This is a genomic window from Mucilaginibacter sp. cycad4 (genome assembly GCF_034263275.1).
In the GTDB taxonomy this organism is placed as follows: domain Bacteria; phylum Bacteroidota; class Bacteroidia; order Sphingobacteriales; family Sphingobacteriaceae; genus Mucilaginibacter.
Genome location: NZ_CP139559.1, coordinates 1,336,149 through 1,349,445 on the forward strand (window position 1 = coordinate 1,336,149; position 13,297 = coordinate 1,349,445).

The following is a 13,297-nucleotide window of genomic DNA, read 5'->3' on the forward strand; positions in this document are numbered from 1 at the left end:
TTTCTGCATAACACTAACTAATTAATCGCCGGCAAGGGCGTCATATAACAGCAACTGGTTTTTGGATATCACCTTATCGCCCGGTTTTAAACCCGATGCGATATAGCTGGTATCTTCAACCGTTTTAATTACGCTAACCTCGCGCAGTTTGAGATCGCATTTATCATTGTAGATCACTACAAAATTTCTGCTGTTATCAAAAACCACAGCCTTGGCAGGTACTGATACCGATTGCGCTTTATCCGTATTGGTGATTACCACATTGGTAAACATTTCGGGTTTAAGCAGCATGCCTTCGTTCGGTAATACAATCTTGATCTTCATTACTTTGTTATCGGGATCTAAAACAGAACTTATGGCATCAACCTTGCCGGTAAAAACTTTATCCGGATAAGCAACTGTGGTAATCTTTGCTGTATAGCCCGCTTTTACTTTAGAGATATCCGATTCAAATACGTTGGCCCAGATCCAAACATCCTTCATGTTTGATATGGTGAACATGGCATTATTGTTATCCGGGCGGATAAAACTGCCTGCAGTAATGTTCTTTTCAACTATATAGCCGCTTTCGGGTGCTTTGATCACCAGCGTGCCGCCCGGGCTTGTATTGCCGCCCCCGTTAATGCTGATCTGCTCTTTTACCTTACTGTAGGCAGCTTCGGCCTTGTTATAATTCTCTTTAGCCTCCGTATAATCGCGCTCACTCGAGATGCCGTTTTTGTACAGGTATTCGGCCTGTTCCAACTGACGTTTGGCGATGGATACGTCGGCTTTTGATGAGGCAAGGTCGGTATAGTTACCCGCTACATCGGCGCTGCGCACTATAGCCAGGGTTTGCCCTTTGCTAACTTTATCGCCAAGGGATACTTTAACGTCAAGAACCTGCCCGCCCGAAAACGGGAATACCTTTATAACTGCATTGTCGTCATATGAAACCTCGCCCGAAAGGCTCAGTTCGTTTTTTATGGTTGTGGTTTTGGCGGTGTCGATTGTGATCATACGGGCCATCGAGTCGCTGACACAAACCTGTTTATTTTCGGTTACAGGTGGTGTTTTGCCTTTGCAGGCAGCAAGCAATAGTAAAGCTGAGATGCCGGAAAACAGCGTTTCTCTTTTCATCATAGTAATTTTTAAGGAATTTGTCAGGATTTAATTATAGTAGTGCCGGTAGCAAAGTTGAGATCGGCAATAGCTTTTTGAAGGTTATATTGCTGCTGCAGGATCTTAAGCTTGGTATCTTTGTAGGTATCAAAAAAGTCAACAAACTCAACCAGGCTTATCTGCCTTTGCTGAAAGCTTTTGAGCATGCTGCTAAACAATTTATCATATTGTTCATTAAAGGCCACCTGCTGCGTTGAAAACAGCTGCTGATTTAATTTATACTGATTAACGGCTGCTACAACATCATTTTTTAACTGGAACTCACTTTGTTTTAAAGTGCTTTCCTGGCTTTTGATATTGTACCGTGCCGATTTGATGTTGCCCTGGTTACGGTTGAACAATGGCAGGGGCAAACCAATCTGTAAACCATAGTAATGCGGCGCATAACTACTGTTTTGATCATATGCAACACCAATGGTTACATCAGGCACAGCCAACGCCTTTTGATAAGCAAGGTTATGGGTAGCCGAATTTAACTGATACTGGTTTGACAGGTAATCGGGCCGGTTGGCCAGGGCCTGGTTAATAAGCGACTGCAAATCAAGATCGACATTTTCAGCAGGCTTGTCATTGATAACAGGCTGGATGAATACCGTTTCTTTAGTTTGCAGCAACGTTTTAAGCTCTGTTTGCAGATCATTGATCTGGCGGTTGTTCTCAACCATGTCGTTCTGCAAGCCAAATAGCAATGCTTTCAGGCGGATGAGGTCCTTCATGGAGGTGTTACCCGCATCATATGATTTTTGGATGGCATTAACCAGGCTGGTAGCAGAGCTAACCTCGTTTTGATAAACAAACTGCTGTGCGTTAAGTGTAGCAAGCTGGCTAAAATCAAGCTGAAGGTTGTATTTCAGGTTGCGCATCAGATCGTTAAAAGCGGCTTCCTGGACTTTTGCATCGTCTTCGGCTACTCTAACTTGCTTGCCGCGCTTTCCTGCGGTTGCAAACACCTGGCTTAGCTGAACAAATATCTGTCCGCCGCCATTGGAGTGGTTGAAAAATTTATTAGTGCTGCCGTCATGGATATTCTGATCGGTGCTCAGCGTGGGGTTATCCCATAATTTAGCTTGTTGAATGAGCGCTTTCGAGGCATCAACGTTATACTTTTGGGCAAGCAGGCTAAGGTTATTTTCAATGAATTGCTTTTCAGCATCCTGGAAATTGATCTTTAATGTATCTGTCTGAGCTTCGGCCTTTTGGGTTAATAAACTAAAAAACAGTGGGGATATAAATAGCAGGGATTTTATAGTACGCATGTTTCCTTCTTCAATTCTACAGTACAAAACTTCAAAACGGTTATGAATTTTGTATGAAGTGAAGGAAAAACTAATGGTAGAAAGGGAACCCTGATTTTGTCTGAACCTGGATTTATAGGATTAGTAGGATTTTCTCATCATGTTGAAAGAAAAATCTGTAAATCCCGAAAGTCCCCCCAAATCCTGGTTCAGAGATTTATTTCAAAATCATCCGCATCTTTCAAAAAGGGGAGTGCACGGCGCACTTTTTCAACCTCATCGCCTATGATACTGAAAGTGTAAAGGTCTTCTTCATCGCGTTTGTAGTAAACTACCTTGCCGTTAGGATCGATACAGGTAGAGTCGCCACTATGGTAAATTTCGTTTCCATCGTGGCCTACCCGGTTAACTGCTATTACATAAGATTGATTTTCAACCGCGCGCGCAGGTATCAGCGTACGCCAGTGGGCTGCCCTGCGCTCGGGCCAGTTGGCTACTACAATGAGCAGGTCATAAGGGTTTTCTTCAATATTGCGCAACCACACCGGGAAACGCAGGTCGTAACAGATCACCGGGCAAATTTTCCAGCCATTAAGCTCAACAAAAAGTTTTTTGGTGCCGGCGGTGTAAGTATTGTGTTCGCTGCCCAGTGCAAACAGATGGCGTTTATCATAGTGTTCATGAGTGCCATCAGGGCGCATCCATATTAAGCGGTTATAGTATTTGCCGCTTTCTTCAATAATGATGCTTCCGGTTATCACGCAATCGTACTGCCGGGCAGTTTTTTCCATCCATTGCATGGTTTTACCATTCATGGGTTCAGCAAGTTCGGCAACGTTCATAGTAAAGCCGGTGCTGAACATTTCGGGCAGTATAATGAGGTCTGTTTTTTCGCGGATCCCTCCCGATAGCCTGAGGGTAATATTCTGAAGATTTTTATCGGTATTTTCCCAAAAAAGGTAGCCTTGAAAAACAGTAATTTTAAGATTCTCCATAATATTTGGTTCATAGTTTATGGATCATGGTTCATGGCAAAAAATGCATGACGATTGGTTGATCCATACGGATAAAACTTATACGATTTGACTACGATCCATGAACTATGGACCATGATCCAAAATCAAACTTAAATGATCTGGCTATGATCCATTAACTATGAACCATTAACCAAAAATTAAACTCGAATTAACCTATCAACGGCTTTATCTAAAGTTTCTTGTCTTTTGGCGAAACAAAATCTTAACACATGGTGATCAATCCCCTTGCTGTAAAAAGCCGAAACAGGTATCGATGCTACCCCAAATTCCTTCGCCACACGGATAGAAAAGTCGGCATCTCTTTCGTCGGTAATAGCGCGGTAACTTACTGACTGAAAGTATGAACCACTGCATGGCAAAAGCTTAAAACGGCTTTGCTCAAGGCCTTTCCTGAAGTAGTCGCGTTTTTCCCTGAAAAATTCGGCCAGGCCGAGATAAGTTTCTTCGTTTTTTAAATGCTCGGCAATAGCATACTGAATAGGTGTGTTTACCGCGAACACCAAAAACTGGTGAATTTTCCTGAACTCATTCATCAAATAGGCAGGCGCCATACAATATCCCACCTTCCAGCCGGTGGCATGAAAAGGCTTGCCGAACGAGGCTACGATAAAGCTGCGCTGTTGCAGGTCGGGGTAGCGGGCCATGCTGTGGTGGGTTTCGCCGTCATATATCAGGTGTTCATATACCTCATCACTTAGGATCAGGATATCCTGATTCTTTACCAGCGCACTCAACTCGTCAATATCCTCCTTATGCAAAATGGTTGCCGTTGGGTTATGCGGCGAGTTAAGGATGATCATTTTTGTTTTTTGGTTGATAAGCCGCTTAACCATGTCCCATGCAATGCGGTAATTGGGCGGCTCAAGGGCAAGCGATTTTACAACGCCGCCCATCAGTTTTATGGCGGGGGCATAACAATCGAAAGCCGGCTCAAATATGATCACCTCATCGTTAGGGTGGATTACAGCGCTTATTGCCGTAAAAATGGCCTGTGTGCCACCAGCAGTGATAGTAATCTCTGTTTCGGGGTTATAAACTGCGCCGTAAAGTTTTTCGGTTTTTTCGGCAATACGCTCTCTTAAGGCCATTACACCAGCCATGGGCGCATATTGGTTATGCCCCTCTTTCATGGCTTTATTTACAAGCTCAATCAGGTCGGGCGAACAGTCGTAATCAGGAAAACCCTGCGACAGATTTATTGCACCCAATTCGTTGGCCAGGGCCGACATAGTGGTGAATATGGTGGTTCCGGTTTGGGGTAATTTTGAAACAACAGGTATCATCAATGGCTAAAGTAGGGAAAAATCATTATGAACCTATCCCCATAACCGGGTATTTTTTGTATTTAGAAAATATTTTAATTTATAGGTTTAAACATATTATCTGAACCGTGATTCCTGGGATTAAAAGATTAGTAGGATTTTTCGAATTCGAAAGATTAGGTCTTTACCCCCGGACAATCGGTTTTAAAATGACCAGGCTTGTGAATAAATGGGAGTGAAAAATTTCTACACGAATTGGTTTTTAAATCGGTCACAATTAATCGAATTATACGAATTTTTTATTGATGTCGAATTGAAATTCGTGTAATTCGATTAATTCGGAAAAATTTGTGTGAAAATTTCTTATCTACCCTCTGCCGATAGTTAAACACTTCTTAACAGCGATTTCCCGCTCTTTACCCAACCAATCAAATTCTATACATCCTTTAATCCTAAAAATCATGGTTCAAACCAATATACTGTCCGTAATCCTGGCAATATCATAGCTGATCTTATTGATGAAGCCCAGCTGCTCTTTCAATAAAGCATCTTCGGCCTGGGCTACAGGTTTCTGAGCTTCCGGGTTAACAGGGGGAATTTTACCTATATTAAATTCAATATTTTGAGCATGCAGTTTTTGACCGGTATCGTTCAATACGGTTATACTTTTTTTGATTAGCTTCATGGCTTCAGGGTGGGCAACCGGGATTTCCTTTTTGCTTTGTGCCGATGCTATGGTGGCAATATATGATGAAAGGATATGGTTAAGTACCACGAATTTATGCACTTCCTTTATTTTACGCTGCTTGCTTTTAGGCTCGGATGTCATACGCTCAAATGTGGCCGAAAGATTGGCCGATTTTACATATACCTCTTTGCGCGCCAGTTTATAAGTGGTAATGCTGATCATTTTGCCCGAAATGCTTTCGGCAATAGTTACGAGATAGTTGATATTAGCTACAATCACATCGCGAAGGGTTTCCTGGATCTGTTCAAACTCCCAGGTTGGGAAAATGAGGTAGCTGGCTACCAGGGCAATGGTTGAGCCTATGATGGTATCTATGATTCTTTCCTGCGCCACGTTTAACAGCCCCACGCCTAAAAACTTGAACAGGATAAGTACATACGGGGTCATGAAAATTACACTCACTACATAATTAAGGCGTTGAAAGCTGTAGGCGCCCATCATAAAAATCACCAGAAAAATAAACTGCACGGTGACGTTAGGAATAAAAGTAAGTATAGCTATGCCAATAACGCCGCCGCCAATGGTACCTATTAAACGCTGGTAGTTACGCTGTTTTGAAAGGCTGAATCCTGGCTTCAGTATGACGATAATGGTAAGCAGCACCCAATAGCTATGGTGACCTAATGAAACCAGCTTGGCTGTGATAAAGCCTACAAGGCATACCAATGCTACGCGCAGGGCATGTTTGAATGCGCCGGACGCCAGCGTAAAGTTGTCGAAGAAAATATGCGGTGCAAAATCCTGGTGGGTAACAAATGCCGAATACTCTACATCGCCTTTGGGCTCGTTCAATGATTCGGCTGCTTTTGAACTGTAGTATTTATAAATATTGTTGATCCCCTCGCTAAGCGAACGCAGGTTCACCAGTACTTTTTTAAGTACCAGGTTGCTGGTTTCCTGGTTGTTTTTGCCGATGGAGTCGATCTTTATTTTTAGTTTTTCCAGCTCGATATTAAAATCGGTAAGGTGGCGGCGACGGGTATTTGATAATATAATGTAGGCTATGTCATCAAGCTCATCGGCCATGTTATGGATAATGCGGGCTATTTCGGTAAGTACGCCGGTATCTTTAAATTTTTCGCGAATGTGGTTGTAATCATAGTGCGTGGCCATGATCTGTTCGTAGATATCAACCAGGTCGACAAAGGTAAGTACCAGGATCCTGCTTGGTGCTGTCGATTCGCGGGCCATGATGCGGCTTTTAAAAAGCAGTTCGCGTACAGCATCCTGGTGCTGGCTCACCTGGATCTGTTTAGAAACCAGCTTACGGTAGTTTTCGTCGATATCGGTATCCGACAGATAAAAATCGGCCTTGATGCGTAAAAAACGTGCTATATCGGTAACATTTTCGCCAAGGGCCTGCTGTGCCGCGCGATAGGGGCGAATACCGAAAAACAACAGGCTGAAGATCATATACCAAACACCGCCTGCTAAAATGGTGGCACTGTAACCCAATACCTCGGGAGCTGCCAATGCTTTATCCATCATAAAGATCATGATCAACAATGATGAAGTGCCTACCGACGCTGCCCTGTTGCCATAAACCGTAAACATGGAAAACAAAAAAGCGAAGAAAGTGATCTCGAAGCCAAGGCTAAATACATTGAGCCGCGCAAAACCGGTAATAGCTGCTACCAAAAACAAACAAAGGTTGCCGGCTGCCATGGCATTACGCTTGTGCGATACCGGGCCGGGAGTATCTATAACACAGATACACAATGCGCCCAATGAAAGCGTAAGGCCCAGATCAAACTTATCAAACTGCATTAGCAGCAGGGAGGGCAGTAAAATGCCTATGCAAATACGGATCCCATCAGAAAAATATTGACTGTAAAAGAAACTTTTTATTTCCCTGATGTTTATAGACATGGTAGCAGTAGCTTTGTAAATAACAGAACTATTATAAGCAATTTTGTTTGTTCGGCCTGTTTTTATTAAATATAATTTATTGGCCCAAAATGACGTTTCAAATTTACATAATTTTAATTTAAGTGTCCATTTTTGATAAAAATGGCATTAATTGAAGATTTGTGTTAATAAATATTTACTTTTTGATGAAATTAAATTAAAGATCAGTAAATTCACCCCCCGGAAAAGGCCAAAAGCTAAACCAATCAATTTTACCTCAATTTAATTTTTTACTATGTCGCCAACGTTAAAACTCAACCAAAGAGAAGCAGCTTTCAATAATGAAGTTGTTACCCGATTTGAGTTATATAACAGTTTGTTTCAAACACTTCCATTTTACCAGGTAAAGGATACAGGGATCTTATTACCATTCTTCAGTTCGCATTGCGAAAAGGGTGCAATTACCCATGATTCGCCGACAGATATTATCGAGTCGTTTTTTGAAAAGTATGTACCGGATATCGACCACCGCGAACAGATCAACCGCATGTTCAGGTTTATTCAGTACATTGAACGCCAGGTGGTTTTGTTTGATGCTATTGAAGATTCGTCCTTTAATAAAATAGGTAAGTTTGATGATAGCGGTACCCTGCAAAGCTTGTTGCAGCATGCAGCAATCAGTGATGAAAGCCGCCAGGATATCAGTGAAAAATTAAAAGATTTTTCGTTACGACTGGTGCTTACTGCGCACCCTACGCAGTTTTATCCCGGTACGGTGCTTGGCATCATGACTGATTTAATTGAGGCTGTAAAAATCAACGATATCAATAACATTGATGTATTACTGCAGCAATTAGGTAAAACACCATTCTTTAATAAAACATCACCAACACCTGTTGATGAGGCTATCAGTCTTTCCTGGTTCCTGGAAAATATATTTTATCATGCTGTATCGGGGATCCAGTCAAAACTGGAAGAGGAATTTGATATTGATGCTGCAAGCCGTCAAATACTGGAGCTCGGTTTTTGGCCGGGCGGCGACCGTGACGGTAACCCTAATGTAACAACCCAAACCACCAAAGAAGTTGCCAGTTTTTTAAGGCAGCGCCTGTTCAGGTGTTACTACCGCGATTTCAGGGTACTTAAGCGCCGCATCACTTTCCGCGGTGTTGAGGAGGCCATGACTAAACTGGAGACGCTGTTTTATAAAAACGCTAATGAACAGTTAACTCCGGTTAACCTGCAAGGCGAACTACTGGAACTGCTGCTTTCCATAAAAGAAGTCATCCTTAGAGATCACGATGGTTTGTTCGTGAATATTGTTGAGGATATGATCCAGAAGGTACGCCTTTTTGGATGCTATTTTGCAACGCTTGATATCAGGCAGGACAGCCGTATTTTACGTAAGGTATTTGAATACGGAACCCAAAATATTGACACAGGCGTAGCGGAAGGTTATTCGGAACTAAGCGAGGATGATAAAATAAAGAGCATCACCTTTAAAGAGGCCGATTTTGTTTGCCCTAAAGAGGAAAAAGATGCTATGATCCACGATACACTGGATACCATCAGGTTAGTTAAGCAAATTCAACAGGGTAATGGTGAAAGGGCCTGCCAGCGTTTTATCATCAGCAACTGCCAGCGCGCTTCGGATATCCTGCAACTGATTACGCTGTTTTTATGGAGCGGATGGAAAAAAGACAGCTTAAGCATTGATTTTATGCCGCTGTTTGAAACTGTGAACGACCTGGAACATGCTGCGGGCATCATGGAGCAATTATATACCCATCCGTTTTATGCCGAGCACCTGAAAAACAGGGGCAGCCAGCAAACCATTATGCTTGGCTTTTCGGATAGTACCAAAGATGGCGGTTACCTGATGGCTAACTGGTCGATATATAAAGCTAAAGTTGAGCTTACCGCAATGGCCCGTAAATACGGTATTCAACTGGCGTTTTTTGATGGCAGGGGAGGCCCGCCTGCACGTGGCGGCGGTAAAACACACCGTTTCTATGCGTCGATGGGTAAAGAGATTGCTAACGAGCATATCCAGTTAACTATTCAGGGGCAAACCGTTAGTTCACAATACGGTTCGGTTGAAACTGCCCAATTTAATATGGAACAGTTGATCAACGCAGGTATTATCTCAGCTTTGCACCCTAACCGTAACGATCTGTTGGATAACCGTCATAAAGAACTCATTCAGCAAATGGCCGATGTGAGCTATAAGCTGTTTATCGATCTGCGCGCACATCCGCTGTTTGTTGAATACCTCGAAAAATTCAGCCCGCTGAAATTATTGTCAAGGATCAATATCAGCAGCCGACCAACCAAACGTAACGCAGGGGCTCAATTGAAACTGGAAGATTTGAGGGCTATCAGCTTTGTAACTTCATGGAGCCAGTTAAAACAAAGCATCCCCGGTTTTTATGGTGTAGGTACTGCGCTTAAACAGGTTAAAGAAACCGGCGGCTGGGACGAGATCAAAGAGCTTTACCAAACATCAGGTTTCTTTAAAACCATGCTGGATAACTGTATGATGTCGATGTCAAAGTCAGATTTCAGGGTTACTGCGTACCTGGAGCAGGATGAAAAATTTGGCGCCTTCTGGAAAATGCTTCGCGATGAGTTTATCCTTACCCGCGAAATGCTTCTTGAACTAACCGGCAGTACCGTACTGATGGAAGAATACCCGGTTGAACGTCGTTCTATCGCCATTCGCGAAAAAATAGTGTTACCGCTGGTGATCATTCAGCACTACGCCCTGCAATGTATCAATTATGAAAAGGATACCGAGCTTAATGATGTTTACAATAAGCTCGTGATCCGTACGGTTTACGGTATTGTAAATGCCGGGCGCAATTTGGCTTAAGAGTTTATTGTTTTAATTTATATCCCCGTCCACCTGTTAGCAATAGCAGGTGGATTTTTTTTGATTTAATTATATGATCATGATGGGCTGTGTCAAAAACTTTTCAAAGGTTTTTGGCATTTGATCTGAAAAGCCTCTGCCCTCAAACTTTAAGAAAAAACCGGGAGCCATTATAAAGTTAAAAGCAGAATACGTAAAAGCATAAAATTAACAGGTTGGGTATACGTGTTTGTTCAATTGCTTTATATGTAATAAAAAAGGCCGCATCAAATACAAATGATGCGGCCTCTTGTCCTTAGGAGAAAGGGTTTTATTTCAATTCGAGTGTTACTATTGATTTTGCAGGCAGGCTCACTACCAGTTTGTCACCGTCTTTCTTAGCGCCGGCAAAGGCGTTCAGATGAATTTTGTTGGCATCTTTAAATGTATTAACATCAGTTAAATTGGCCGAGGTTAATACCTGGCCGCTAACGGTTTGCCATTTTACATCGCTAAGGCCGGTTGTAATGGTAATGGTATTGTGCGGATCAAGGTTAACTAATGAGATGTGTACCTTGCCGGCCGCATCCTGCGAAGCAGATGCATTTACAGCTTCGATTTTTTTGCCGTCAACTTCGTAATCAGGTACGCTTAATTTAATAGGCAGGTATTTGGCATCCTGGTGCACCTTATACATATCAAATACGTGGTAAGTAGGGGTGAGCACCATTTTCTCTTTATCAGTTAATATCAATGCCTGCAGTACGTTAATGGTTTGTGCAAGTGCAGCCATTTTAACACGGTCGCTGTGGTTATTGAATATGTTAAGCGTTGTACCTGCTATCAAAGCATCGCGCAGGCTGTTTTGCTGATAAAGGAAGCCAGGGTTTGTTCCAGGTTCAGGATCAGTCCAAACGCCCCATTCGTCAACAACAAGGGCTACTTTTTTATCCGGGTCATATTTATCCATAATAGCCGAATGTTTAGTAACCAGCTCTTCCATTTTAAGGCAGTTAACCATAGTGCCGAAGTATTCTTTCTCGCTAAAATCAGTTGCCGAACCTTTTTTACCCCAGTTGCCGGTTGGCACAGTGTAATAATGTAACGACAGGCCCGACATCATCCAGTTAGGGATGTTTTTCATACAAACCTCTGTCCAGCGGTAATCGTCAGAGTTTGGTCCGCTGGCTATTTTTTTCAGCTTGGCGCCTGGGTAATCCTTGGCAAATGAAGCATAGCGTTTAAACAGGTCGGCATAATATTCAGGTGTCATATTGCCGCCGCAGCCCCAGCTTTCGTTTCCTACACCCCAAAGTGTTACCTTATATGGAGCCGGGTGACCATTCTTTTTACGCAATTGTACTACTGTGCTGCTACTGTTTGAGTTTAAGTATTCAATCCATTTCGACATTTCATCAACTGTGCCGCTGCCTACGTTGCCCGCTATGTAAGGCTCACAGCCTAACAGGTCGCAAAGCTCCAGGAACTCATGTGTGCCAAAGCTGTTATCTTCGGTAATGCCGCCCCAGTTGGTATTTACCATGCGCGGGCGTACCGCTGCTGGGCCAATGCCATCGCGCCAGTGGTACTCGTCGGCAAAGCAGCCGCCGGGCCAGCGAAGGTTAGGGATCTTTATCTTTTTAAGGGCATCAACAATATCAAGCCTGATGCGGTCCTGTTTTTTTACGGGAAGGGTTTTATCAACCCAGAAACCGCCATAAATGCCATGACCGAGATGCTCGGCAAACTGGCCGTAAATGTGCTTGCTAATAGTTGTTTTTGAGTCGGTACTGATATTAAGTGTACCTGTTTGCCCGAAGGATGCCGAGCTCAATAAGGACAAAGCGATAACGCCGAGTTGTAAAAACGGGTTCTTTTTCATTGAAACTTAGGATTTAACTAATTGTACAGTAAAGAAAAGAAAAATTATGCGAATAAGTGTTAAAATAACAATAAAAATATCAGAACCATGATTAGCTTGATTAATGGATTACCTTGAATTATAAGTATCATTGGAAATGAAAACCCGAGGTTACCCTGCAAGATCAGCATTGTCAGGAAATACTTTATTCAAGCTAATCAAGGTTCTGCCTTATAAACTCTTCAAACTTTTCACTGCTATAATCTGCCGCGCCAGAGTGTTTATAAATAAGCTTACCCTCTTTATCAAACACGAGGGTAGTAGGGATAGTGCCATCCAATAAAGTGCCGGGTACATTGCTCTTTTGTATATATAAGGGTAGGTCGTACTTGTTTTTAAGCATAAAAGCTTTGGCTTTAGGCAAGTCGTTATCTACATCAATCAAAAGAAAGGTTACTTTTGGATCGTTCCTGAATTTTTTATAAAGCGTATTCACTTTAGGCATTTCGGCAATGCAGGGAGGGCACCAGGTAGCCCAGTAGTTTATAAATACCACTTTAGATTTTAAGACGCTTAACGATGTGGTATTGCCCGCTGCATCCTTAAACTGGATATCAGGTACATTGGCAAAGTTTTCGTGATGCTTAGTATACTCATCAATATCGGGCTGGAAAAACCCCAGCGACATGAGGCCCCTGATTAGATAACCTTTGGCATTGGGGTTAAAAATAACCAACAACGCCAACACCATAATGAGGATACTAAAAATATTTGAGACCGATATCTTTTTCCGTTGGATCATAAAATGATATTTAAGAGCTTTTACCCATGCCAGGTCTACTGTTGAAATCTTTGCGTCTTAGCGCCTTTGCGTGAAAGTAATTAATAAGGCAATTTATCCTTTATTGCTCCATAAACCCATGTCCCCAAAATAGCGCTTAAAAGCGTAACCGAAGTAACCAAAAAGCCACTTCCAATCTGCGCAAACAGCGGACCAGGGCAGGCGCCTGTAATTGCCCAGCCTAAACCAAATATCAACCCGCCATATACATTGCCCCAGTTAAATTTTTTGTCGGGAATAACGATGGCATCGCCGGTAAGGGTTTTGATATTAAAACGTTTAATTATCATAACAGAGATCATCCCTACAATAATAGCGCTGCCAATGATACCATACATATGAAACGATTGCAGCCTGAACATTTCCTGGATCCTGAACCAGGATATCACCTCCGATTTTACCAGTACTATGCCAAAAAGCAGGCCGGCAAACAGATATTTGATGTTGAGCATA

Annotated in this window: 9 protein-coding genes; 1 reads left to right on the plus strand and 8 read right to left on the minus strand. The window is 42.6% G+C overall.

The annotated features are described in order from the left end of the window. Positions 1-21: 21 nt before the first annotated feature. The 5 genes from SNE26_RS05625 to SNE26_RS05645 form a co-directional block, all read right to left on the minus strand. A complete protein-coding gene (locus SNE26_RS05625; protein WP_321558387.1) occupies positions 22-1,122 on the minus strand; it encodes an efflux RND transporter periplasmic adaptor subunit in 1,101 nt (366 codons plus the stop codon). A 20-nt stretch (positions 1,123-1,142) separates the two neighbouring features. Further along, a complete protein-coding gene (locus SNE26_RS05630) occupies positions 1,143-2,417 on the minus strand; it encodes a TolC family protein (RefSeq protein ID WP_321558388.1) in 1,275 nt (424 codons plus the stop codon). A 188-nt stretch (positions 2,418-2,605) separates the two neighbouring features. Beyond that, complete coding sequence (locus SNE26_RS05635; RefSeq protein WP_321558389.1) at positions 2,606-3,391, minus strand: amidohydrolase; 786 nt, start codon at positions 3,389-3,391, stop codon at positions 2,606-2,608. Between the two features lie 179 nt (positions 3,392-3,570). Next, positions 3,571-4,716 carry a methionine aminotransferase gene (locus tag SNE26_RS05640; protein ID WP_321558390.1) on the minus strand — a complete coding sequence of 382 codons (1,146 nt, stop codon included), beginning with the start codon at positions 4,714-4,716 and terminating at the stop codon, positions 3,571-3,573. A 445-nt stretch (positions 4,717-5,161) separates the two neighbouring features. Continuing rightward, positions 5,162-7,312 carry an FUSC family membrane protein gene (locus tag SNE26_RS05645; protein WP_321558391.1) on the minus strand — a complete coding sequence of 717 codons (2,151 nt, stop codon included), beginning with the start codon at positions 7,310-7,312 and terminating at the stop codon, positions 5,162-5,164. A 274-nt stretch (positions 7,313-7,586) separates the two neighbouring features. Here SNE26_RS05645 and SNE26_RS05650 point away from each other — a divergent pair, with 274 nt between their 5' ends. Beyond that, on the plus strand, positions 7,587-10,163 hold the full coding sequence (locus tag SNE26_RS05650) for a phosphoenolpyruvate carboxylase (protein WP_321558392.1): 2,577 nt from the start codon (positions 7,587-7,589) through the stop codon (positions 10,161-10,163). A 310-nt stretch (positions 10,164-10,473) separates the two neighbouring features. Here the strand turns inward: SNE26_RS05650 and SNE26_RS05655 are convergent, their stop codons facing one another. From SNE26_RS05655 to SNE26_RS05665, 3 genes are all read right to left on the minus strand, one after another. Next, entirely contained in the window at positions 10,474-12,024 is a 1,551-nt protein-coding gene (locus SNE26_RS05655; protein ID WP_321558393.1) for an alpha-L-arabinofuranosidase C-terminal domain-containing protein, read from the minus strand. Positions 12,025-12,217: 193 nt separating this feature from the next. Then, positions 12,218-12,805, minus strand: coding sequence for a TlpA disulfide reductase family protein (locus tag SNE26_RS05660; protein ID WP_321558394.1), 588 nt, complete (start codon positions 12,803-12,805; stop codon positions 12,218-12,220). Positions 12,806-12,885: 80 nt separating this feature from the next. Beyond that, a complete protein-coding gene (locus SNE26_RS05665; RefSeq protein ID WP_321558395.1) occupies positions 12,886-13,296 on the minus strand; it encodes a DUF6691 family protein in 411 nt (136 codons plus the stop codon). Between the last annotated feature and the right edge of the window lies 1 nt (position 13,297).